26 protein-coding genes are annotated in these 22938 nt (G+C 63.8%); 13 read left to right on the top strand and 13 right to left on the bottom strand.

Annotated elements, in window-relative coordinates; translation table 11 throughout:
• Positions 1-120 precede the first annotated feature (120 nt).
• On the bottom strand, positions 121-312 hold the full coding sequence (locus HU766_RS17715) for a PLD nuclease N-terminal domain-containing protein (protein WP_033700642.1): 192 nt from the start codon (positions 310-312) through the stop codon (positions 121-123).
• 127 nt (positions 313-439) lie between these two features.
• Here HU766_RS17715 and HU766_RS17710 point away from each other — a divergent pair, with 127 nt between their 5' ends.
• Complete coding sequence (locus HU766_RS17710) at positions 440-1378, top strand: ZIP family metal transporter (RefSeq protein ID WP_033700643.1); 939 nt, start codon at positions 440-442, stop codon at positions 1376-1378.
• A gap of 26 nt (positions 1379-1404) precedes the next feature.
• On the opposite strand, the gene HU766_RS17705 is transcribed toward HU766_RS17710, so the two are convergent.
• Complete coding sequence (locus HU766_RS17705) at positions 1405-1935, bottom strand: hypothetical protein (RefSeq protein WP_186659362.1); 531 nt, start codon at positions 1933-1935, stop codon at positions 1405-1407.
• 59 nt (positions 1936-1994) lie between these two features.
• Positions 1995-2519: an ankyrin repeat domain-containing protein gene (locus tag HU766_RS17700; RefSeq protein WP_186659360.1), complete on the bottom strand. Its 525-nt coding sequence runs from the start codon at positions 2517-2519 to the stop codon at positions 1995-1997.
• A 266-nt stretch (positions 2520-2785) separates the two neighbouring features.
• Here HU766_RS17700 and HU766_RS17695 point away from each other — a divergent pair, with 266 nt between their 5' ends.
• Positions 2786-3058: a DUF3509 domain-containing protein gene (locus HU766_RS17695; RefSeq protein WP_033700646.1), complete on the top strand. Its 273-nt coding sequence runs from the start codon at positions 2786-2788 to the stop codon at positions 3056-3058.
• Between the two features lie 58 nt (positions 3059-3116).
• Here the strand turns inward: HU766_RS17695 and HU766_RS17690 are convergent, their stop codons facing one another.
• The 3 genes from HU766_RS17690 to aroC form a co-directional block, all read right to left on the bottom strand.
• Complete coding sequence (locus tag HU766_RS17690) at positions 3117-3653, bottom strand: oxidase (protein WP_186659358.1); 537 nt, start codon at positions 3651-3653, stop codon at positions 3117-3119.
• Positions 3653-4807, bottom strand: coding sequence for an MFS transporter (locus HU766_RS17685; RefSeq protein ID WP_186659356.1), 1155 nt, complete (start codon positions 4805-4807; stop codon positions 3653-3655). The genes HU766_RS17690 and HU766_RS17685 overlap by 1 nt, the downstream gene beginning before the upstream one ends.
• A gap of 77 nt (positions 4808-4884) precedes the next feature.
• Positions 4885-5976 carry a chorismate synthase gene (gene aroC, locus HU766_RS17680; protein ID WP_033700649.1) on the bottom strand — a complete coding sequence of 364 codons (1092 nt, stop codon included), beginning with the start codon at positions 5974-5976 and terminating at the stop codon, positions 4885-4887.
• A 140-nt stretch (positions 5977-6116) separates the two neighbouring features.
• On the opposite strand from aroC, the gene HU766_RS17675 reads away from it, so the two are divergent.
• Together HU766_RS17675 and HU766_RS17670 are read left to right on the top strand one after the other, a co-directional pair.
• Positions 6117-7079, top strand: a complete 963-nt coding sequence (locus tag HU766_RS17675) for an alpha/beta fold hydrolase (protein WP_033700650.1) — start codon at positions 6117-6119, stop codon at positions 7077-7079.
• Between the two features lie 191 nt (positions 7080-7270).
• Positions 7271-8059 carry a hypothetical protein gene (locus HU766_RS17670; RefSeq protein ID WP_186659354.1) on the top strand — a complete coding sequence of 263 codons (789 nt, stop codon included), beginning with the start codon at positions 7271-7273 and terminating at the stop codon, positions 8057-8059.
• Between the two features lie 21 nt (positions 8060-8080).
• Here the strand turns inward: HU766_RS17670 and prmB are convergent, their stop codons facing one another.
• On the bottom strand, positions 8081-8989 hold the full coding sequence (gene prmB / locus HU766_RS17665; RefSeq protein ID WP_033700652.1) for a 50S ribosomal protein L3 N(5)-glutamine methyltransferase: 909 nt from the start codon (positions 8987-8989) through the stop codon (positions 8081-8083).
• Positions 8990-9168: 179 nt separating this feature from the next.
• On the opposite strand from prmB, the gene HU766_RS17660 reads away from it, so the two are divergent.
• From HU766_RS17660 to HU766_RS17640, 5 genes are all read left to right on the top strand, one after another.
• On the top strand, positions 9169-9759 hold the full coding sequence (locus HU766_RS17660; RefSeq protein WP_186659352.1) for a cysteine hydrolase family protein: 591 nt from the start codon (positions 9169-9171) through the stop codon (positions 9757-9759).
• 90 nt (positions 9760-9849) lie between these two features.
• Positions 9850-10170, top strand: a complete 321-nt coding sequence (locus tag HU766_RS17655; RefSeq protein ID WP_186659350.1) for a hypothetical protein — start codon at positions 9850-9852, stop codon at positions 10168-10170.
• Between the two features lie 96 nt (positions 10171-10266).
• Positions 10267-10827 carry a Smr/MutS family protein gene (locus HU766_RS17650; RefSeq protein ID WP_033700655.1) on the top strand — a complete coding sequence of 187 codons (561 nt, stop codon included), beginning with the start codon at positions 10267-10269 and terminating at the stop codon, positions 10825-10827.
• Positions 10828-10896: 69 nt separating this feature from the next.
• A complete protein-coding gene (folE, locus tag HU766_RS17645; protein ID WP_033700657.1) occupies positions 10897-11442 on the top strand; it encodes a GTP cyclohydrolase I FolE in 546 nt (181 codons plus the stop codon).
• Positions 11443-11501: 59 nt separating this feature from the next.
• Positions 11502-11867 carry a glutaredoxin domain-containing protein gene (locus HU766_RS17640; RefSeq protein WP_186659348.1) on the top strand — a complete coding sequence of 122 codons (366 nt, stop codon included), beginning with the start codon at positions 11502-11504 and terminating at the stop codon, positions 11865-11867.
• A 19-nt stretch (positions 11868-11886) separates the two neighbouring features.
• Here the strand turns inward: HU766_RS17640 and HU766_RS17635 are convergent, their stop codons facing one another.
• Positions 11887-12489, bottom strand: coding sequence for a glutathione S-transferase family protein (locus HU766_RS17635; RefSeq protein WP_186659346.1), 603 nt, complete (start codon positions 12487-12489; stop codon positions 11887-11889).
• A 143-nt stretch (positions 12490-12632) separates the two neighbouring features.
• On the opposite strand from HU766_RS17635, the gene HU766_RS17630 reads away from it, so the two are divergent.
• Entirely contained in the window at positions 12633-13823 is a 1191-nt protein-coding gene (locus HU766_RS17630; RefSeq protein ID WP_186659344.1) for a benzoate/H(+) symporter BenE family transporter, read from the top strand.
• Between the two features lie 60 nt (positions 13824-13883).
• On the opposite strand, the gene HU766_RS17625 is transcribed toward HU766_RS17630, so the two are convergent.
• Complete coding sequence (locus tag HU766_RS17625; RefSeq protein ID WP_186659342.1) at positions 13884-15824, bottom strand: methyl-accepting chemotaxis protein; 1941 nt, start codon at positions 15822-15824, stop codon at positions 13884-13886.
• A gap of 116 nt (positions 15825-15940) precedes the next feature.
• Positions 15941-17338 (bottom strand): PLP-dependent aminotransferase family protein, encoded by a 1398-nt coding sequence (locus HU766_RS17620; protein WP_186659340.1) that lies wholly within the window; start codon positions 17336-17338, stop codon positions 15941-15943.
• A gap of 136 nt (positions 17339-17474) precedes the next feature.
• Between HU766_RS17620 and HU766_RS17615 the strand changes: the two genes are divergently transcribed.
• Positions 17475-18644: an MFS transporter gene (locus HU766_RS17615; RefSeq protein ID WP_186659338.1), complete on the top strand. Its 1170-nt coding sequence runs from the start codon at positions 17475-17477 to the stop codon at positions 18642-18644.
• Between the two features lie 137 nt (positions 18645-18781).
• Here HU766_RS17615 and HU766_RS17610 read toward each other — a convergent pair whose 3' ends face one another.
• Entirely contained in the window at positions 18782-19543 is a 762-nt protein-coding gene (locus HU766_RS17610) for an SDR family oxidoreductase (protein WP_186659336.1), read from the bottom strand.
• Between the two features lie 183 nt (positions 19544-19726).
• On the opposite strand from HU766_RS17610, the gene HU766_RS17605 reads away from it, so the two are divergent.
• Complete coding sequence (locus tag HU766_RS17605) at positions 19727-20728, top strand: NADP-dependent oxidoreductase (protein WP_047581796.1); 1002 nt, start codon at positions 19727-19729, stop codon at positions 20726-20728.
• Positions 20729-20862: 134 nt separating this feature from the next.
• On the opposite strand, the gene pyrF is transcribed toward HU766_RS17605, so the two are convergent.
• A complete protein-coding gene (gene pyrF, locus HU766_RS17600) occupies positions 20863-21564 on the bottom strand; it encodes an orotidine-5'-phosphate decarboxylase (protein WP_047581794.1) in 702 nt (233 codons plus the stop codon).
• A gap of 182 nt (positions 21565-21746) precedes the next feature.
• Between pyrF and HU766_RS17595 the strand changes: the two genes are divergently transcribed.
• Positions 21747-21914 carry a DUF2897 family protein gene (locus tag HU766_RS17595; protein ID WP_077068581.1) on the top strand — a complete coding sequence of 56 codons (168 nt, stop codon included), beginning with the start codon at positions 21747-21749 and terminating at the stop codon, positions 21912-21914.
• Positions 21915-21994: 80 nt separating this feature from the next.
• On the opposite strand, the gene HU766_RS17590 is transcribed toward HU766_RS17595, so the two are convergent.
• A complete protein-coding gene (locus HU766_RS17590) occupies positions 21995-22327 on the bottom strand; it encodes a ComEA family DNA-binding protein (RefSeq protein WP_033701499.1) in 333 nt (110 codons plus the stop codon).
• Positions 22328-22938: the final 611 nt, after the last annotated feature.

Raw genomic sequence — 22938 nt, 5'->3', positions numbered from 1 at the left:
GGAGCGGCCTTGTGTCGCGAACGGGCTGCGCAGCGGCCCCTCGATTTCGGCGGTGCCGCACATATCAGGGGCCGCTGCGCGACCCGTTCGCGACGCAAGGCCGCTCCTACACACAGGGCGTCAGATGCGTATATTGCCCCTGGGCCCGGCAATCGCCCAGATCACCAGCCCGATCACCGGCAGCAGCGCGATCAGCAAAATCCACAGCACCTTGACCCCCACTTCGCTGCCGCTCTTGATCACATTGAGGATCGCCCAGATATCCAGCGCCAGAATGATCAGCCCAACCAGGCCATTGAATGTGGACCCCATGCCCGTTACTCCCCTGCAAAGACGTTGCAGCACAGCATAGCCAGCTATCACGTCGATAGAAGGGAATCCTTGGCCGATTGCGCGGGTCCTTGCTTAGACTGCCTGTATTCACTGATTCGAGGTTCGCATGCCACCCGCCCATACCGAAACGGCCACGTCCCCTTCGTTGCTGAGCGCCTGGCGACAACAGGTGGTGAACACCCCCTGGCTCAGCGCCGGCCTGGGCTTGAGCCTGCTAGCGGTCGTCGTGCTGCTGGCGGCGAGCCTGTGGAACGCGGTCAGCGGTGACCATGCCGACAACCTGCACCTGGCGTTGCTGGGCGGCCTGTCCGGTTTTGCTGCCACCGCCCTGGGGGCAGTCCTGGCCGTGGTGCTGCGCGATGTCAGCGCGCGCACCCAGGATGTGATGCTCGGTTTTGCTGCGGGCATGATGCTGGCAGCCAGTTCATTCTCGCTGATTCTGCCGGGCCTGGACGCCGCCCGCGAGATCACCGGCAACGGCCCGGCGGCGGCCTTCACCGTGGTACTGGGCATGGGCCTGGGCGTGCTGCTGATGCTGGGCCTGGACCGCTTCACCCCGCACGAACATGAAAGCACCGGCCGATGCGGCCCAGAGGCAGAACGCATCAACCGGGTGTGGCTGTTCGTGCTGGCGATTACCCTGCACAACCTGCCCGAAGGCATGGCCATTGGTGTGAGCTTCGCCAATGGCGACATGAACATCGGCCTGCCGCTGACCAGCGCAATCGCCATCCAGGACATCCCAGAAGGCCTGGCCGTGGCGTTGGCGCTGCGTGCCACGGGGCTGTCGAACATGAAGGCGGCGCTGGTGGCGATCGGTTCGGGCTTGATGGAGCCGCTGGGCGCAGTCATCGGCCTGGGCATTTCCACCGGCTTCGCCTTGGCCTACCCGATTAGCATGGGGTTGGCGGCGGGGGCGATGATCTTCGTGGTGTCCCACGAGGTGATTCCAGAAACCCACCGCAACGGCCACCAGACGGCGGCGACCCTGGGGTTGATGGGCGGGTTCGGGGTGATGATGTTCCTGGATACCGCGCTGGGCTAAAGAGGCCAGTGCAGCAACCGATCAGGTCAAACGTGAACCGCGACCTTCAGGGCTTCCAAAGCCGGCTCAACCTTGATCCCGACGTCGGCACCCAGCTCCAGCACCCGCGCCAGGTCGTGCTGGCCCACCATCACCATCTGCAACTCATCATCCAGCAACTGGCTGAAATTGAGCAGCACATAACCCCCAGCCTCCTTGTTCAAGGCCCCCATCTGCACCTGGATACGATTGAGTGCGGTCAACGGCTCGGTGCGCGCCAGCTGCTTGGCTTTGAGGGTGAATGGCACGCTCTTGTCGAACGAATCGGTGATGTTCTGGAACAGCTCTTGGTAGCTGTCTGCTTGGAACAACACGGTGTCCGGCAGGCTGCCGAGCACGACCCACTCACCCAAGGCAATGGGGAAGCTGTCGTCATAGTTGATGTCCGGATTGGCCGCCAGGAAGGCGGCTGGGTCGGCGTAGGCCTGGGCGGCCTCGTCGGCGATGCGCTCGATGTCTTCCTCGCGCATGCAACCGGCGCCAATGAGGGTGATGAGTTCGAGCAACTGGTTTTTCATGTAGGGGGCCTGCGGCGGGTGAAAAGTCGCCAAGGATAGCCGCAAACGCCCCCTCAGGGTTAGCCGGCCAGCGTTTGCAAGCGCGCTACCGCATCGACTGCGCCCATGGTTTGCGCGGCCATCAGCGCGGTGGCGCCACGGGCATCCTGGCGCGCCGGGTCGGCACCTTGGGCCAGCAAGTAGTCGATGATCTCGCGGCGGTTGAACATGGCCGCCAGCATCAACGCGGTGCGCCCGTCCTGGGCGGCGGCATCCACCGGCACGCCGTGCTCCAGCAGCAGACGGATCATCGCCAGGTCGCCTTTGAACGCAGCGCCGGCAATCGGCAGTTGCCCATTGTCATTGGCAAGCAGCGGGTCGGCGCTGTGTTCCAGCAGCACGCGAACCGCGTCGAGGTGGCCGTGATAGCTGGCCAACATCAGCAGGGTGTCACCCTTGTGATTGCGCAGGTTGGCCGGCAGACCGCTGGCAAGCAAGCGCCCGAGCATGTCGGCATCGCCTTGGCGGGCACGCTCGAAGACCTGCTCGGCAAAGGCCGCTGTTTCGTCATCGGTCATGGCGGCGGGCGCGGGTTGGGTGGACATGTTGAACCTCCTGGCAGAAATGATTGCCTAATTTTTTGTCAGGCAAGCCCGGCGGGTCAAAGGTTCAGATTCTATCGAGCCGATAGTTAACTCAGGGCTCGTGCAAAATGCACTGTGCAAAATGCACGACCATGCAGGTTGCACGAGACAGCCCTGGCGAAATAATCTCAAAACATTGATTTTAAAGGACTTTTAGGTAGAAAGTTTTTTGGCACGGTCGCTGCAACCATCAACTCACGTCTGCCACACAACAGTCAGGAGTTGATATGGACCTCATCCAGGAAAAGTTCGTCTCGGTGTTTTCGGCCTACCAGGTCGCTACCCAGCCCCGCCCCGATGGTGGTGTCTTGCTGACCCTGCGTGCCGCTGATGGCAAGGTTACCCGCCGCGTGTTGACCTACGGGCAACTGCACAGCGCCGAGCAGCTGTCCTGGGCGATCAGCGCCATTCGCCGTGACCTGGCTGAACAGGCGAGCGAACTGCCCGTCATTACCATGCTGCAGAGCCAGCAACGGTTTGCATTGCCGACCTATCGCTGATTCTTTTGCCGGTTTCTTCGCGGGGCAGACTTGCTCCGCGAAGAAACCGGCACACGTATCACAGCTCGTCGATGCCCAAGAACGCTCGGGCAGTCTCGTCCCCGGTAAGCCTCGCCTGCATCCCCTGCTCACTGCCAAACAACCGCAACGCCACGCAGAACGGCGTCTCCCCCAGCTCTACCCAGCGCCGCGTGCCGGCCGGGACCACCAGCTGGTCACCCTTCTCGCACAGCACCGAATACACGAACCCACCCAGGCGCAAGCCCACCTGCGCCCGCCCGCTGACGACCGCAAACACCTCTTCGGCGTCATGCACGTGTTCATCACGCACATCGGCCTGCAGCGGGTCTGCGCCGTCACGGTTGAGTACCGCGAAGACCGTACTGCCATGGCCGGTCATCAGTTGATCGAGGTAGTCGCCGCACGCGGCCATGACCTCGTCTGCGGCGCTGCCGGGGCGAACCCGTAGCTCAAGCGGGCGGTGGACGAAACGCACGCCCTGCTCGGCCAGCGTGGCCTGTATATCATCGTGGTGGGTCAGCAGCTTGTTCGGCAGCTCCGGGCTGGACGGGTGGAAAACGCTGAGGATACTCATCAGTGGCGGGTCCTGGTCGATTGCGAACAAAGGGCAATGATAACGGCTGCGGCCAAGGCTGCGGCACTGGCCATACCAAAGGTGAAGGCTGGCCCCAGCAGGTTCCAGCTGTAGCCCGAGTACAAGGCGCCGAGCGCACCGCCGGTGCCCGACAGCGCCGCGTATAACGCCTGGCCCTGGCCTTGCTGGCGCGCGCCGAAGCTGGCCTGGACGAACGCAATGCAAGCGGCATGAAAGCAACCGAAAGTAGCCGCGTGCATCACCTGGGCCAGCACCAGCACTGCCGGGTCATCCGCCAGGTTGCCAAGCAACAGCCAGCGCACGGCGGCCAACAGGAAGCTGGCCAGCAGCACCCGCTGCACGGAAAACCGCGCGAAGAGCCGGCTCATGGCCATGAACACCAGCACCTCGGCCACCACCCCCAGCGCCCACAACAGGCCGATGGCGCCACGGCTGTAGCCCAGGTGCTCCAGGTGCAGGGTGAGGAAGGTGTAGTACGGCCCGTGGCTGAGCTGCATCAGCGCCACGCATACATAGAACGCGATAACCCCAGGCGCCCGTAGCTGCTGCACGAAGCCCCCCGCGCCGCTGCGCTCGCCCTGCTCTACCGGCTGGGCATTGGGCACCCACAGGCTGGCGGCGACGATGCCGGCCATGATCGTGACGAGGGCTACCGGGTAGATGTCCAGGCTCAGCCACTCGAACAACCGGCCCAAGCCGACCACGGTCAGGATGAAACCGATCGAGCCCCACAGGCGTACCTGGCTGTAGCGGGACGTTTGCCCGTGCAGGTGGGCCAGGGTGATGACCTCGAACTGCGGCAGCACCGCGTGCCAGAAAAACGCATGCAAGGCCATGACCAGCGCCAGCCAGGCGTAGCTCTTGCCGAAGAAGATCAGGGCAAAGCTGGCCAGGGTGGACAACGCCCCCAGGCGCACGATCAGCAGGCGCTGGCCGGTACGGTCGCCCAGCCAGCCCCACAGGTTGGGGGCGATGCAGCGCATCAGCATGGGGATGGCCACCAGCTCGCCGATGCGCGCCGGGGAGAAACCCAGGTGGTCGAAGTACAACGCCAGGAAGGGGGCGGTGGAGCCCAGCAGGGCGAAGTAGAAGAGGTAGAAGCTGGACAGGCGCCAGTAGGGAATCGGGGGCATGGTGGCTCAGCCAGTTTTGTTGTTGCCTTTACCAGCCTCTTCGCGGCTAAACCCGCGAAGAGGCTGGTACCGACGAATCAGAGCTGGCCCAGCACCGGGGTACTGACCTTCACCTCGGCATTCTGCGCACGGTGACGCAGCAGGTGGTCCATCAGCGCAATGGCCATCATCGCCTCGGCGATCGGCGTGGCGCGGATGCCGACACACGGGTCATGACGCCCCTTGGTGATCACTTCGACCGGATTACCATTCACATCGATCGAGCGGCCCGGCACCGTGATGCTCGACGTCGGTTTCAGCGCCAGGTGCGCAACGATAGGCTGCCCCGAGGAAATACCGCCAAGAATGCCGCCAGCGTTGTTGCTGAGGAAACCTTCCGGGGTCATTTCATCACGGTGCTCGGTACCGCGCTGGGCGACACTGGCAAAGCCCGCGCCGATTTCCACACCCTTGACCGCGTTGATGCTCATCAGCGCATGGGCAAGTTCCGCGTCGAGGCGGTCGAAGATGGGCTCGCCCAGGCCCGGCATCACCCCTTCGGCGACCACGGTGATCTTGGCCCCAACCGAATCCTGGTCGCGGCGCAGCTGGTCCATGTAGGCCTCGAGCTCCGGCACCTTGTCCGGGTCGGGGCTGAAGAAGGCGTTCTGCTCTACCGATGCCCAGGTCTTGAACGGGATCTCGATCGGGCCGAGCTGGCTCATGTAGCCGCGCACGGTGATGCCCTGGGTGGCCAGGTACTTCTTGGCGATGGCCCCCGCCGCCACGCGCATGGCGGTTTCGCGGGCCGAGCTGCGCCCGCCGCCGCGGTAATCACGTTCACCGTACTTGTGGTGGTAGGTGTAATCGGCGTGCGCCGGGCGGAACAGGTCCTTGATCGCCGAATAGTCCTTGGACTTCTGGTCGGTGTTACGGATCAGCAGGCCGATCGAGCAGCCCGTGGTGCGCCCTTCGAACACGCCGGAGAGGATTTCCACCTCGTCCGGCTCTTGGCGCTGGGTGGTGTGCCGGCTGGTGCCGGGCTTGCGCCGGTCGAGGTCATGCTGCAGGTCGGCCAGGGAGATCTCCAGGCCCGGTGGGCATCCATCGACAATGGCGACCAACGCCGGGCCATGGCTTTCGCCAGCGGTGGTGACAGTGAACAGCTTGCCGTAGGTATTGCCGGACATGGACGCTCCGCGAGTCTGCCTGAGATGAACGAAAGCGGCAGTATACGGAAAATTTCAACAGGAATGGTCGTCTGTACTGGCCTTGCGAACCTTCACGCAAACATTAGGTCATATTCATCACCTCCCCACCGTAGTACCCCATGATGCCGCGCCTCGTCGCCTTGCTTTTCATGCTCTGCGCCAGCCTCGCCCAGGCCGCCTCCCCCACCGTCCTGCAACGCCCCATCGACCTGGACACCGGCCAGGGGGTGCTGCACGGCAGCCTGCTGTTGCCGCAGCAGGCCACCCCACCCCCCGTGGTGTTGATCATCGCTGGTTCCGGCCCGACGGACCGCGACGGCAACAACCCGGCCTCGGGGCGTATCGACAACCTCAAGCGGCTGGCCCTGTTGCTGGCTGGCGACCACATTGCCAGCGTGCGCTTCGACAAACGTGGCGTGGCCGCCAGCCAACCGGCCACGCCCGATGAACGTGACCTCAGCGTCGAGCGCTATGTCGCCGATGTGGTGGCCTGGAGCCGCAAGCTCAAGGCCGACCCGCGCTTCGGCCCACTGATTCTGGTCGGCCACAGCGAAGGCGCGCTGATCGCCAGCCTGGCTGCCGAGCAGGCCGGCGCCAGCGCGGTGATCACCCTGGCCGGCAGCGGCCGGCCGCTGGCTGAGGTGCTGCGCGAACAGCTGGCCCAGCGCCTGCCGCCCGCCCAACTGGCCCGTGGCAGTGCCTTGCTCGACCGCCTGCAGGCTGGGCAGACCAGCCTGGACGTACCCGCTCCGCTGCGCCAGGTGTTCCGTCCCAGCGTGCAGCCCTACCTGATTTCGCTGTTCCGGCAGAACCCGGCGGCGGCGTTCGCGCAACTGCCGATGCCGGCGCTGATTGTCCAGGGCCGTAATGACGTGCAGGTAGACGTGACCGATGCCGAGCGCCTGAAGGCAGCTAAACCTGATGCGCAACTGGTCTTGATCGATGGCATGAACCACATGCTGCGCATCAGCCCCAAGGGCATGAGCCAGCAACGTGACAGCTACCTCAACCCAGAGCTGCCTCTGGCTCGCGAACTGGGAGAGCGAATCGTGACGTTCATCCAGCATTTGCCATCGGCCTGACCCTCAGGTCTTGAACGCCGCTGCCGATAACGTGGGTGGTGGCGAGAATCCGGGGCCGCTGCGCAGCCCTTTCGCGACGCAAGGCCGCTCCTACAAAAAAGCACGCGATGCCCTGTAGGGGTGGCCTTGCGTCGCGAAAGGGGCACGCAGTGCCCCCTCAGGCTGCCAGCACGTACATAAGGACAGCCCTGATGACCATTGCCCCTACCGCCGTAGACCCGGCCGAACAGCCACAACCCGAGGACGGCGCCACGCTGCCTTGGGCAGACCTTGCCGTCGAACACTTCCAGCTGTTGCGCCTGGCGCCCCTGCCCACCGACCGCGCCACGGGCGCCCGCCCGCTACGGTTCGTGCAGTTCGGCTATGCCGAGCGCCACGACAAGGCGCACAGCCTGCTGCGTATGGAAATCCAGCTGCCTGGGCAAAAAGTGCGCAAGGAGCAGAACCACCTGGATATCCGCGTCGACCACGCCGAGCGCCGGGTGCGCATTGGCAGCGAACAGGGCCTGCAACTGGAACCGCTGAACCGCGGCATCGGCCGCTTCATGCTGGCCCAGGCCGTGCAATGGTTGCAGCGCAAGTGGTCGCATTACCAGGTCGAAGGCATGGCACTGCCGAACAAGGATGCCCTGAGCGAGGATTCACGCCTGCGCCGCGACCAGTTCCTGCATGGGGTTGGCATCAAGGTCGAATATGAAGACCCTCAGCACCTGAAAGGCCGCACCGTGGAAATCACGGTGGGCCAGCTCAAGGCCGCCTGGAGCAACGAGCGGCTGCAGCGGGTCGAGATTCTCGACGCGGCCAACCTGCTGCAGCAGGCCGACCAGCAGTTGCAAGAGAAGGAAGGCCAACTGCGTGAGCGGGATGAGCGGGTGGCCAAGTACCGGCGCGAAGACGGCGGGTTGCGCTTTACCATCACCTGCCTGGTGGCCTTTGCGGTATTTCAGGCCGGGTTGCTGATCTGGATTGCAACCCGCTGAAAGGGTGGCTGCGGCCCCAAGTCAAACGCGGGCTTTGAACAGCTCCTGATGCTGGCGGCACTGCTCGGCCGTCAGCATGAACACCCCATGCCCGCCACGCTCGAACTCCAGCCAGGCAAAATCCACCTCGGGGTACAGCGACTCGACGTGCACCTGGCTGTTACCCACTTCGACGATCAGCAAACCCTTGTCGTTGAGGTGGTCTGCCGCCTCGGCAAGCATGCGCCGCACCAGGTCCAGGCCATCGTTACCGCAGGCCAGGCCCAGCTCGGGCTCGTGGTGATACTCGGCCGGCATGTCATCGAAGTCTTCGGCGTCGACGTACGGCGGGTTGGACAGAATCAGGTCGAAACGCTGCCCTGGCAGGCCATCGAAGCCGTCGCCCTGCACGGTGTAGACGCGCATGTCCAGGCCATGCCGTTCGATGTTCTGGTTCGCCACCTCAAGGGCATCGAACGACAGGTCACCCAGCACCACTTCGGCCTCGGGGAACACTTCGGCCGCCACGATGCCGATGCAACCGGAGCCTGTGCACAGGTCGAGAATGCGCGCAGGCTCTGACGCCAGCCACGGCTCGAAACGTTTTTCAATCAGCTCGCCAATGGGCGAACGGGGCACCAGCACCCGCTCGTCGACGATGAACGACATGCCGCAGAACCACGCCTCGCCCAACAAGTAGGCGGTGGGCACACGCTCTTCGATGCGCCGCTTCAACAGGTGCTGCAGGCGCACGCGCTCGTCGTCCTCGAGCATGCAGTCCAGGTAGCTGTCGGCCACCTCCCATGGCAGGTGCACGGCGCCCAGCACCAGCAAACGGGCTTCGTCCCAGGCGTTGTCGGCACCGTGGCCGAAGAACAGCTCGCGCTCGTGGAAGCGGCTGACCGCCCAGCGGATGTAGTCGCGCAGCGTGCGCAGACGGGATGTGATCACGGGGTACTCCTAATTCAGACCGTACAAAAGTCTAACAGCCCAACCCGCACAAATGTTCCTTCGGGTCGCTCAAAGGCTAGCCACAGGCCAGTAACTACGCCGCTTGTGATGTCAACCATTCCCATTGACGCCAAGGCAAGGGACAATAGGTATACAAAAGCCCTTCCAAGGAGCCCTTGATGTCCGTTCCAACCACGATGTTCCGCCTCACTGGCCGCGACTACCCGCCGGCCAAGTTGAGCCACGCCAGCCTGATCATCATCGATGCGCAGAAGGAGTACCTGAGTGGTCCCCTGGCGCTGTCGGGCATGGACGAGGCCGTGGCCAACATCGCCCGGTTGCTCGACGCTGCGCGCAAGAGCGGCCGCCCGATCATCCACGTCCGCCACCTGGGCACTGTCGGTGGCCGCTTCGACCCACAAGGCAGCGGCGGCCAGTTCATCCCCGGGCTGGAGCCGCACGATGGCGAAATCGTCATTGAAAAGCGCATGCCCAACGCGTTCAAGAACACCAAGCTGCACGACACTTTGCAGGAGCTTGGCCACCTGGACCTGATCGTCTGCGGTTTCATGAGCCATTCCAGCGTCAGCACCACCGTGCGCCGCGCCAAGGACTATGGTTATCGGTGCACCCTGGTGGAAGACGCCTCGGCGACCCGCGACTTGGCGTTCAAGGACGGGGTGATCCCGGCCGCGCAGATCCACCAGTGTGAAATGGCCGTGATGGCCGACAACTTCGCCTGTGTCGCCCCTACCACCAGCCTGATCTGATCCAATGGCCGGTAATTACCGCCCGGCAGCCGGGCGGAACCCAACGGGCGAGCGCAGGTCGAATTCCGGATATCCACAGAGGAAATCGGAATGAAGCTCAAAGGCAGTTTCGACGCCAAGCGCCTGCGCCCGCGCGAACCACGCAACTGGGGCGCTCGCCTGGCCGCCGGCCTGTCGGCCCTGCTGGCAACGCTGGGTGTACTGCTGGCCATGGCCGGCATCGCCGGCCTGCTGGGCAATTACCCGGCCCTGGCCGAACTCAATGCCAACCGGCCGCTGTCGGCCACCTTCACGGCAGGGGGGTTGTTATTGCTGTGGCTGGGCGTGAGGTTTTGGCGGCGTAGCCGCATTCGCCTGCGCCGTGGGCGTGAGTTGAACCTGTCGCCGCACTTGATGAAAAAGCACGACTGACGTTTCCACTGATGCCGCGAAGAAACCCGCGCAGACTACACATGGCTGCACAGCCGCCCACAGTCGCGTAAACTACGCCGCCCACGTGGAGGCATCATGCAAGACAACGACTTTTCCCTGTTCCATGCCGAAGTGCGCGGCGTCAAGCCGATCAAGCACGACCGTGCCGAGGTCGGCAAACCCAAGGCCGACCGCAAGCAACTGGCCGGCCTGCGGCAGGCGGCCACCGTGCGCAGCGACAAGGCACTGGTGATCGATGGCATGTCCGACCAGTTCGTCATCGACGTCGGCGCCGAGGACGAGTTGATGTGGCGCCGTGACGGCGTGCAGGAAACCCAGCTGCGCAAACTCAAGCTCGGCCAGATCGCCTTCGAGGGCAGCCTCGACCTGCACGGCATGACCGTCGAGAAAGCCCGTGAGACCCTCTGGGACTTCATCGCCGAGGCCACCAAGCTGGAAGTGCGCTGCGTGCGCGTCACCCACGGCAAGGCCGCACGCCTCGACGGCAAGCGCCCGATGATCAAAAGTCACGTCAACACCTGGCTGCGCCAGCACCCGCAAGTGCTCGGTTTTGCCTCGTGCAATGCGCGCCATGGGGGCACCGGCGCAGTCTACGTGATGCTCAAACGAACCATGCTTGAAGGACGCGACGAGTAACGCCGCGCTTGCAGCGCCGCCCTTGCCGCCGTACCCTTCGTTTTTGCGATTTTTCCCACAGGTAGATACATGTCCCTGGAACAGAACTACACCGAGATTCTCAGCCAGATCGGCGAGGACGTCTCCCGTGAGGGCCTGCTCGACACGCCCAAGCGGGCTGCAAAGGCCATGAAGTACCTTTGCCGCGGTTATGAGCAGACGCTGGAAGAAGTCACCAACGGCGCGCTGTTCACCTCCGATAACAGCGAGATGGTGCTGGTCCGGGACATCGAGCTGTACTCGATGTGCGAGCACCACATGCTGCCTTTCATCGGCAAGGCTCACGTTGCCTACCTGCCCAAGGGCAAGGTTCTGGGCCTGTCGAAAGTTGCCCGCATCGTCGACATGTACGCCCGTCGCCTGCAGATTCAGGAAAACCTCAGCCGCCAGGTTGCCGAAGCTGTCGAGAAGGTGACCGGCGCCGCTGGCGTGGCCGTGGTGATCGAAGCCAAGCACATGTGCATGATGATGCGCGGTGTCGAGAAGCAGAACTCGAGCATGATCACCTCGGTGATGCTGGGCGAGTTCCGCGAAAACGCGGCCACCCGCAGCGAGTTCCTCAGCCTGATCAAGTGATCGGCTGGTGATCCCGAGCCGACCCTGCGGGGTCGGCTTTTTCTTTTCAGGAGTTGCCCATGATCGTCAAAGCCCTGCGGGTTGGCCTCGGCCAGCTCATCGTGTTCGGCGACTGGATCAGCCGCCCGGCCAAGCGCAAGCGCGATGCCGCCGCCCAGGCGCGCGTCGAGCAAGCGGCCAGTAGCCTTACGCTGTACCAGTTTCATGCCTGCCCATTCTGCGTCAAGACTCGCCGCACCCTGCACCGCCTGAATGTGCCGGTGGCGCTGCGTGACGCCAAAAACGACCCGGTGCATCGCCAGGCGCTGCTCGAAGGCGGAGGCAGGGTCAAGGTGCCGTGCCTGCGCATCGAGGAAGACGGCAAGGTGAGCTGGATGTACGAGTCCAAGGCGATCATTGCCTACCTGGACAAGCGCTTCGCCTGACCTCTAGGCACGGGCCGGCTCAGCCCACCATCGGCACATGCCGAGGGTGGCTGGCCACCCGTTCCAGCCAGGCCCTGACCGCCGGGTAGTCCGCCAGGTCGAACCCACCCTGCTGGGCCACATGGGTATAGGCATACAGCGCCACATCGGCAATCGAATAGCGGTCGCCGACCAGGTACGGCGTCATCTGCAACTGCCGCTCCATGACCTTGAGCGCCTTGTAGCCACCTTTATGCAGCTTGCGGTATTCCGCCAGCCGGTCATCCGGCAGCCCCAGGTAGAACTGAATGAACCGCGCCACGGCAATATAAGGCTCATGGCTGTACTGCTCGAAGAACTGCCACTGCAACACCTGCGTGCGCAAGCGCGGCTCGGTAGGCAGGAAGTCACTGCCGTCGGCAAGGAAGTTGAGGATGGCGTTGGACTCCCACAGGTACGTGCCGTCTTCCAGCTCCAGCACCGGCACCTTGCCATTGGGGTTCATCGCCAGGAACTCGGGGGTCTCGGTCTCCCCCTTGAGAATATCCACCGGGTGCCACTCATACGGCCGACCCAGCAGGCTCAACATCAGCTTGACCTTGTAGCAGTTGCCCGACTGGTAGTCCCCATAGACCTTGTACATCGCCCTCCCCTCCCATGCAGTTGTGCATTCGTGCCCAATAGTTGGCGACTGTACGGCTAAAAGCAATGGCCGCTGTATGGCAAGGATCAACCTTGCTCGCGTTAGTCTGAAAAAACTGCTTACATCTTTACAAGGATTTTTTCATGACCGATGCCACCTCCGCCCGCCTGCGGCCCCTGGCAGACAGCTCCCCGTCGGCGGTTGTCGCCGGCTTCATTGCCATGCTCACCGGCTATACCAGCTCACTGGTGCTGATGTTCCAGGCCGGCCAGGCGGCCGGGCTGACCAGCGCGCAGATTTCGTCCTGGATCTGGGCGCTGTCGATCGGCATGGCGGTGTGCAGCATTGGCCTGTCGCTGCGCTATCGCACGCCGATCACCGTGGCCTGGTCGACCCCCGGTGCCGCACTGCTGATCACAAGCCTGGGCGGGGTGAGTTATGGTGAGGCCATCGGCGCCTACATCACCTGCGCCGTGTTGGTGCTGATCTGCGGCCTGACTGGCAGTTTCGAGCGACTGGTCAAGCGTATTCCGGCCTCGTTGGCCTCGGCGCTGCTGGCCGGCATCCTGTTCAAGATCGGCAGCGAGATCTTCGTCGCTGCCCAGCACCGCACGCTGCTGGTGCTTGGCATGTTCTTCAGCTACCTGCTGGTCAAACGCCTGTCACCGCGCTACTGCGTGCTGGCTGCGCTGCTGGTCGGCACCGCGCTGTCCGGCGCCCTTGGCCTGCTGGACTTCAGCGGGTTCAGCCTGGAAGTGGCAACGCCGGTATGGACAACGCCGAGCTTCTCGCTGGCGGCGACCATCAGCATCGGTATTCCGCTGTTCGTGGTGGCCATGACCTCGCAGAACATGCCCGGCGTGGCCGTGCTGCGTGCCGACGGCTACCAGGTGCCCGCCTCGCCGCTGATCTCGGCTACCGGGTTTGCCTCGTTGCTGCTGGCACCGTTCGGCTCGCACGGGGTCAACCTGGCGGCGATCAGCGCGGCGATCTGCACCGGGCCGCACGCCCATGAAGACCCGAGCAAGCGCTATACCGCGGCAGTGTGGTGCGGGATTTTCTATGGCATTGCCGGGGTATTCGGGGCGACCTTAGCGGCATTGTTTGCCGCGCTGCCGAAAGAGCTGGTGCTGTCGATTGCGGCCTTGGCGTTGTTCGGCTCGATCATGAACGGGTTGACCGTGGCCATGGGTGAGGCGCGTGAGCGTGAGGCGGCATTGATCACCTTCATGGTCACGGCTTCAGGGTTTACGCTGTTCTCCATTGGCTCGGCGTTCTGGGGGATCGTGGCGGGGGTGTTGACCTTGCTGATCCTCAACCCACGTAGAGCCTGACGGTTTTTGTAGCTTGCCCCGCGAAGAGGCCAGTACAGGCAACAGAGATAGGGGCCAGGCTCACAACCTGAAATGCCCCACCATCCCTTTCAAATCAGTGCCCAACTGCGCCAGCTCGACACTCGACCTGGCGTTGTCCTGCATCGCCAACGCCGCCTGATCGGCACTGCCGCGGATCTGCGTGACGCTGCGGCTGATCTCTTCGGCTACCGAGCTCTGCTGCTCGGCCGCCGCCGCAATCTGCTGGTTCATCTGCTGAATCAATGAAACCGCCACGGCGATGCTGCCCAGCGCGCTTTCGGTCTGCAACGCATCGGCCACCGCCAGGCGCACCAGCTCGGTGCTGCCGCGGATCTGTGCCACCGACTGCTGGGCATTGCCGCGCAGGCTGGCGACCAGGGTTTCGATCTGCTCGGTCGATTGCCGGGTACGTCGGGCCAGCGCCCGTACCTCGTCAGCCACTACCGCGAACCCACGCCCCTGCTCGCCGGCACGGGCCGCCTCGATCGCGGCATTGAGCGCCAGCAGGTTGGTCTGCTCAGCGACGCTCTTGATCACTTCGAGCACATCACCAATGGTGTGGATCTCTGCGCTGAGGCTGTCGATGCCGGCACTGGCCGCCTCTGCGGCTGTCGCCAACTGTTCGATGCGCTGCATGCTCTGACGCACCACCTGCTGCCCGGACTCGACCTTGTCGTCGGCCGACTGGGCCGCCTGCGCTGCCTCCTCGGCATTGCGCGCCACATCGTGCACAGTGGCAGTCATCTGCTGCATGGCGGTCGCCACCTGCTCGGTCTCCTCCTTCTGGCTGCCCACCTCGCGGTTGGTCTGCTCGGTCACCGCTGACAACGCCTGGGCGCTGCCGGCCAGTTGCTCGATGCCCTGCTGCAACCCGCTGACAATGCCCGACAGGCCGGCCGCCATCTGCTGCATGGCCTGCAGCAACTGCCCAACCTCATCGCTGCGCGGCGCTTCTGCCTCCAGGCCTAACTCGCCCGCAGCAATGCGCTGGGCGCGGGCGATGACGCGCTTGAGCGGGCCAACCACCGCGCGAGTGATCAGCCAGGCAGCCAGCACGCCGGCCAACAGTGCAAGCCCCGTGGCCAGGGCAATGGCCAGGGCATTGCGGGACAATTCGCCCTGCAAGACCTGCTCCTGTCCCAGGTAGGCCTGGTCGACCCGGCCGGTGACCTGCTCGGCCCGCGCCTGTAACTCGGCCTTGAGCCCTTGCTCCTTGGCCAGCAGGTCGGTGTATTCGTTGAGCTTGTCGGAGAAGCTGCCGATGTGCCCGGCCACTTCACCCAGCACACTCTGGTAGCCGGCATCGCTGACGGCGCCCTTAAGCTGTTCGACCAGGTTCGCCGCTTCGAGGGTCTGGGCGATGCGCGCCTGGCCGACGCCCTCTTCACCCTTGCGGCTCTTTTCCAGGCGCACGCGGGCTTCGTCCATCGCCTGCAGCATCAACCGTGAAACCTGCGCCACTTGCCCAGCCTGCTCAAGAAACTCACCGCCCTGCTGGCCCTGGGATTGTTTGAGGGTGTAGGTGCCGTCATCGGCCAGCCCGGCCTGCAGCACATCAAGGTTGTTGGCCACGCTGGACACTGACCAACTGGCCATGTCCAGCGCCAGCTCCTTGGCCTGCACCGCCTCGACAAAGGCCTCGAACGCCTGCCCGTAAGCGCCCAGCTCAGCCTCGGCCGCCGCCAGCGCCGGCAAGCCACGGGCGCGCTCGGCCAACCCCTGCAAACCGCTGCGCAACGCCTCGGCCTGCTTGATATCAGAGCTCAGGGCAAAGGTTTGTTCGTGCTGGCGCAACCTGAGCAGGTCGGTATTGAACTGGGCCAGCTGGCGCAAGCCGTCAAAGCGCTGGCCCACACTGTGCAACGCGGCGATGCCAATGGCCGCCACCGCCAGGGTCAGCAACAGCACCAGGGTAAAGCCCAGGCCCAGTTTGCGGGCCATGCCCAGGTTGGCCAGAACACCGTGCTTGGTCGCACCCATCGCCGATTCCCCTTCACCTTGTCAGGTTTGCCGAAGGCCAAGCGTGGCAACGATGCCAGTCCACTCACAAGGGCCTGACGCCAGAATAGTGTCAAATAGCTATGAGCGTGTCGCTATCAGTGTGCTGGGGGTCGCCCTGCGTATTTCAAGAAGGCCTGGGCGCGAGAATCCTGCCCGTAAGCGACATTGATGCGCAGCCAGGCGCTGGCGGCGCCCTGGCAATCGAAGGCGCTGCCAGGGGTGAGCAGCACCGAATGCTCCAGGGCCAGTTGCTCGAGGCTGGCGAAGTCACGCCCCGGTACCCTGGCCCAGACGAACATGCCGCCATAGGGTTCACAGAACACCTCCCAGCCTGTTTGCTCCAGTTGCCCAAGCAACTTGGCCATGTGCTGACCCAGGCGCAACCGCAGGCGTTGCACGCTTTTTCGGTAACTGCCGTTGGCCAGCATCTGCCCGACCACCTGCTCGGCAAACCGCGACGTGCCGATGCCGCTGACCATTTTCAGTTCAGCCAGCCGCGCCAGCAACAAGGGCTCGGCAACCAGGTAGCCGACCCGCAACGAGCTGCTCAGGGTCTTGGAGAAACTGGCCATGTAGATCACCCGCTGTTCGCTGTCCAGTGTAGCCAGGCGCGTTGCCGGGCCCTCCTGGAAGTCGGCGTAGATGTCGTCTTCGATGATGCGCAGGTCGTGCTCGCGGGCCAGTTCCAGCAGGCGGTAGGCCACTTTGGGGGTGAGACTGGTGCCCGTCGGGTTGTGGTACAGGCTGTTGATGAACAGGCATCGTGGGCGATGCTCCGCAAGCAAGCGCTCCAGCGCAGCCAGGTCTGGGCCCTCGGCCAGGCGCGGCACGGGCAACATGCGCACCTGGTGCTGGCGCAGCAGGTTGAACAGGTTGTAGTAACCGGGGTTTTCCACCAGCACCGTATCGCCTGGGCGCAGCAGCGTGCGTACCAACAGGTCGAGGCCATGGCTGGCGCCCTGGGTAGTGAGGATGCGCTCCGGGCCGGCGGCGATATCCAGGCGCGCCAGGCGCTTGTGCAGTTGCTGGCGCAAGCTGGCCAGGCCCAGGGGTGGGCAGTAGTCGAGCAGGTCTTGCGGGTTGCCGCGGCTGACCAGGCGTACGGCCTGGGCCAGCTCGGTGGTGGCACGCCAGCTGTTGGGCAACCAGCCACAACCGAGCTTGAGCAGTTCGTCATGGCCCTCGCGAAATTGCCGCCAGTGACCATCGCCGGCCTCGCCCCAGGGCTGGCCATCGTCGGCCCCGCCCCCTGGTTTGCGCTCGGCGACGAAGAAACCGGTGCCGTGCCGCGCCTCCAGCCAGCCGCTGGCGACCAGGCGATCATAGGCCTCGATCACACAAGACGCGCTGACCGCCTGGCTATGCGCCAGTGCACGGATCGACGGCAGGCGCGCCCCGGGGCGCAGGCGCTGCTGGTCGATCCAGGTTTGCAGGTGGTCGGTGAGTTGCTGCACCAGGGGGGTGCTGCTGGAGCGGTCCAGGGAGAAGTGCATGGTAAGTGTTCGCGGATTTTGAGCGAACAGTTAAGCATAAATGGGTGGTGGGTGTGTCTAGTTGCGGCGGCGGATAAAGGTCAGTGTGGGCAGGGCCTCTTCGCGGGGCAGATACCTAAACTTCAGGATCCCACCCATGCCCTGCGCCTCTACCCGATTAGCCTTCGCCCTGTGCCTGATCACTCTGGCGGTCAACCTACAGGCCCCGCTCTATATCACCTACGCCGACCTCTCCGGGCAAGGCGCCGCCGCCACCGCAGTGGCCTTCTCCGGCTACGTGCTGGGCGTGCTGCCAGTGCTGCTGGCCCTGGGCGGGCTGGCCGACCGGGTCGGGCGCCGGCCGATGATAATCGCCGCGCTGCTGCTGTCGATGGTCGCCACCGTGCTCATGCTGCTGGCCCCCAGCCTGCAAACCCTCGGCATGGCGCGGCTGTTCCTGGGCCTGGGCACCGGCCTGGCCTCGGCCACGGCCACGGCCTACATGAGCGAGCTGATGGGCAGCGACGGCAGCGGCCGCGCTGCCAACTGGGTTACCGCCAGTACCTCGCTGGGCTTTGGCCTGGGCGCGGCGCTTACCAGCCTGTTCCTGCTGCGCGGCCCAAGCCTGACCCCTGGCAGCTTCCACCTGCAACTGCTGCTGGCCGTCGTTGCCCTGGTGCTGGTGTGGCGCCTGCCCGACCCACGCCCGGCACAACGCAGCGCCATGCTGCGCCTGCCGTACTACCCGCGTGGCAGCGTTGCCTATGGCCTGGCCATTCTGCTGGCCTGGGCCTGCGTGGGCCTGGTCATCGCCCTGCTGCCGGGGATCCTGCGCCAGCATGGCCTGAGCGCGTGGTCAGGGTTCTCGACCTTCTGTGTGATCAGTTGCGGCTTGTTGTTCCAGCCGATGGCCCGTCGCCTTTCGAGCCTGAAGGCCACACTGCTGGGGCTGGTGATTTTGCCGTGCAGCTACGCGGTGCTGGCCTGGGGTGCCGACAGCGGGCAACTGGCTGCGGTCTTGCTGGGCGCCGTGGCGGCCAGCAGTGCGTGTTATGGGTTTATCTACCTGGGCGGCCTGGCCGCGGTGAACCAACTGGCCGGCAGCGAGAAAACCCGGGCCAGTGCCGGGTTCTTCTTGCTGGCGTACCTGGGGTTCAGCTTGCCGGTGATCTTTACCGGGTTGCTCAGCGACCGGTTGGGCGCGCGGGTGGCCTTGCTGGTGTTTGGTGGGGTGCTGGTGCTGGGGTGTGTGCTGGTTAGCCTGGCACTGGTGGTGTCTGCCCGAGCAGCTTTGCCAGAAAAGCCGCTGGTGCAGGTACGCCACTGATTGTAGGAGCGGCCTTGTGTCGCGAAAGGGGCGCGTAGCGGCCCCAGCAATCTATGCGGCGAAGCTGAGATCATGGGGCCGCTACGCGCCCCTTTCGCGACGCAAGGCCGCTCCTACACACACGCACACACCGCAAGTCAGATCGCCGTCGCTCCGCCGTCCACAGTCAGGCTATGCCCGGTGGTGAAAGCCGCGCCATCGCTGCACAGGTACAGCACCGCACTGGCAACTTCCTCGACCTTGCCGATGCGCCCCACCGGGTGCATCGCCGCTGCGAACTCGGCCTTGCGCGGGTCCGCCTCATACGCACGGCGGAACATGTCGGTGTCGATCACCGCCGGGCACACCGCGTTCACCCGGATGCCTTTCTTGGCGTATTCGATGGCCGCCGACTTGGTCAAGCCGATCACCGCGTGCTTTGACGCACTGTAGATGCTCATCTTCGGCGCCGCGCCCAACCCTGCCACCGATGCGGTATTGACGATCGCCCCACCGCCCTGGGCCAGCAGCAGCGGCAGTTGGTACTTCATGCACAGCCACACACCCTTGACGTTGACGCCCATGATGGCGTCGAACTGCGCCTCGCTACCCTCAGCCAAACGGCCCTGCTCGATCTCGATGCCGGCATTGTTGTAGGCGTAGTCCAGCCGGCCATAGGCGGCTATCAGCCGTTCATGCAGCTGGCGCACATCGGCCTCCCGGGTCACGTCGCTGGCGATGAACATCGCATCGCCGCCCGCATCGTGGATCAGGCCCACCGTGGCTTCGCCGCCGACCGGGTCGAGGTCGGCCACCACCACTTTCAAGCCTTCATGGGCAAAAGCCAACGCCGTCGCCCGGCCAATACCCGCAGCGCCGCCGGTGACCAGGGCTACCTGGCCGGAAAAGGTCATGCTCATCGTTTGCTCCTGACGCGGCCATTTGTGATATCGCAGCCAAGCATAGTCAGCGCCCAGCCAAGCTGGGCAGCATCATCAGGCCAACGGTTGGTCTACCATGCTTACCAGTGATGTTACCCACCTGGTTGCATCAGCAAGGTAGATTGAATGCACTTCACCCTTCACTGCCCACAAGGACCCGACATGACCCAGACCAACCGCCGCTTCCTGCTCGCCAAACGCCCCGTCGGCGCCGTGCGCCGTGACGACTTCAGCTTCGAGCAAGTGCCCGCCGAACAGCCCGGCGAAGGCCAGGTCCTGGTGCACAACCTGTACCTGTCCCTCGACCCCGCCATGCGCGGCTGGATGAACGAAGGCAAGTCCTACATTCCCCCAGTGGGCCTCGGCCAGGTAATGCGCGCCCTCGGCGTTGGCGAAGTGGTGGTCTCGAACCATCCCGACTACAAGCCCGGCGACCACGTCAGCGGCGCGCTCGGCGTACAGGACTACTTCACCGGCGAGCCCCAAGGCCTGCACAAGATTGACCCCAGCCTCGCGCCCCTGCCCCGCTACCTCTCGGCCTTGGGCATGACCGGCATGACCGCCTACTTCGCCCTGCTCGAAGTCGGCCAGCCCAAGGCTGGTGACACCGTGGTCATCTCGGGCGCCGCCGGTGCGGTGGGCAGCATCGTCGGGCAGATCGCCAAGCTCAAAGGCTGCCACGTAATCGGCATCGCCGGCGGCGCCGAAAAATGCCAATACCTCAAGGACGAGCTGGGCTTCGATGGTGTCATCGACTACAAGGCCGAAGACGTGCTCGCCGGCCTCAAGCGCGAATGCCCCAAAGGCGTAGACGTTTACTTCGACAACGTCGGTGGCGAGATCCTCGATGCCGTGCTCACCCGCATCAACCTCAAGGCCCGCATCGTCATCTGTGGCGCCATCAGCCAGTACAACAACAAGGAAGCCGTCAAAGGCCCGGCCAACTACCTGTCGCTGCTGGTGAACCGTGCACGCATGGAAGGCTTTGTGGTGTTCGACCATGCCAAGGACTATGGCAAGGCCGCGCAGGAGATCGCCGGCTGGCTGGCCAGTGGCAAGGTGAAGAGCAAGGAAGATGTGGTGGAAGGGTTGGATACCTTCCCAGAGACGCTGCTCAAGCTGTTCAGCGGGGAGAATTTTGGCAAGCTGGTGTTGAAGGTCTAACCCCTGTAGGCGGGGCCTTGCCGGGGCGCCGGACCGGTCGGAAAGGGCTGCGCAGCAGCCCCGGTACTCTCGGCATCAGCCGGAAATGAAAAAGGCCAACACGCTCGTGTTGGCCTTTTTATCAACGCGGGCGTTTACCCTCGAATCTCCGCCACCACCGCAGCCAGCGCCTGCGCCGGGTCTGCGGCCTGGCTGATCGGCCGGCCAATCACCAGATAGTCCGAACCTGCATCCAGTGCCTGGCGCGGGGTGAGGATACGGCGCTGATCATCCTGGGCGCTGCCGGCCGGGCGGATACCCGGGGTCACCAGTTGCAGCAGCGGGTGCGCAGCCTTCAGCGCCGGCGCTTCCAGCGCGGAGCACACCAGGCCGTCCATACCCGCCTTCTCGGCCAGCGCCGCCAGGCGCAGTACCTGCTCTTGCGGGTCGACATCCAGGCCAATACCGGCCAGATCTTCACGTTCCATGCTGGTCAGCACGGTCACGCCAATCAGCAATGGCTGGGTGCCACTGCGCTTGGCCAACTCTTCACGGCAAGCCGACATCATGCGCAGGCCACCGGAGCAATGTACGTTGACCATCCACACCCCCATCTCGGCGGCGGCCTTGACCGCCATGGCCGTGGTGTTGGGGATATCGTGGAACTTGAGGTCGAGAAACACTTCGAAGCCCTTGGCACACAAGGTCTCGACGATGCCGGAGGCACTGCTGGTGAACAGTTCCTTGCCCACCTTTACCCGGCACAGCGCAGGGTCGAGCTGGTCAGCCAGCTTCAGAGCGGCCTCACGGGTAGGGAAATCGAGGGCGACGATCAGGGGCGTCTGGCAGGCGGACATGGTCAGGGTCTCTTGGCAAGTCGAAAACGGCGCGCATTGTAAACGAAGTGGCGCAGGCTTTGGGGGCCGCAGGTCATGGAATTGGCCCTGCGGTGCACGGCTCCTATAATTGAACCAAAGGATCCGCCAATTGCTCAACATGCGTACAAGCGCCGCCCACTGACGATCAAAGGAGAACGACAATGCCCTGGTATGCCTGGCTGATACTCATCTTAGCCCTCGGCTCGATTGTCGGTGGCTTGATGATGCTGCGAGATACAGCGAAAAAACTGCCGCTGACCGACGACCAGCTGCGCAAGGTGCACGAGCGCAATGCCGAGGCGGATGCCAAGGATTCCCAGGACCGCTAGCCACTGTTGCCAGCCCCAGCCCTCCCCTGGCGTGAGCACCTTGCTTGCCCCGCAATTAAGCAGGGCAAGCCCCCCTTCGCTTACTCCACCATCACCTTGTCGCGATTACGCTCCAACAACGCGCTACCGACACCCCTGATCTCCAAAAGCTCATCCACCGAAGCGAACGGACCATGGGTTTCCCGGTAGGCAACGATGGCCTCAGCCTTGGCCTTGCCAATCCCGTTGAGCTCTTTTTGCAGGGTAGCGGCATCAGCCTTGTTCAGATCCACCCGCAACGGCTGCGCCGCCACATGGCTGACCACTGGCACTGGGTCGGGTACCGCAGTGGTAGTCGCGGGAGCGGCGCTGAGGGTAAAGGACAGGCTGGCGAACAGCGGCAGCAGCAGGTAGGACAGTACGGTATTACGCATCATGAATATTCCTTGGGTTGGTCTAATCGAACAGCCGTTTTCCTGTGGCTGCGCAATCAACCCTAGCGGTTCGCCTGATTTCGCAACAGGCACTCACCCCGGCGAATCGTTACCGAATCGAACAGCAAGAAAACCAACTTCACGCCCCCAAAAATAATGGCGCAATGCCATATTTCGCGCTAACTTCATGAACTAGTTGAGATAGACGATGGCGTTTAGGTGAATTCCCGTTTAACCTGCGTTTCATTCAGACCAAACGCTGTTGCTTTTCCTACAAGCCTTGCCGGATATGGTCCCCACCCGCTCGTCGCAAACTCTCGCTACATCGTCTCTATTGGCATGATGCCTGAATAACATCAAACAATCGTTTTTGTTGATTGCTCCGAGAAAAATCGGATCCGATATTTCGATGTCAATAAGCATTTTCCCTGAATCAGGGGAAAAAAACGTGCCAGACGGGATGCCATTCTGATGACTAAGTGATAAATTTGCGGCCATTGGACAACCGCTGTGCTTGAAGGATCCGAGCAAGATGAATTTTTTTTCACACCCCCCACTGGAACCGCTCGCTTCCTCGTACGCGGTGCCAGCCAGGCCAACCCCCCCGGCCG

This window comes from Pseudomonas sp. SWRI77, assembly GCF_014269105.1.
In the GTDB taxonomy this organism is placed as follows: domain Bacteria; phylum Pseudomonadota; class Gammaproteobacteria; order Pseudomonadales; family Pseudomonadaceae; genus Aquipseudomonas; species Aquipseudomonas capeferrum.
This window is presented reverse-complemented; position numbering and strand designations above follow the sequence as displayed.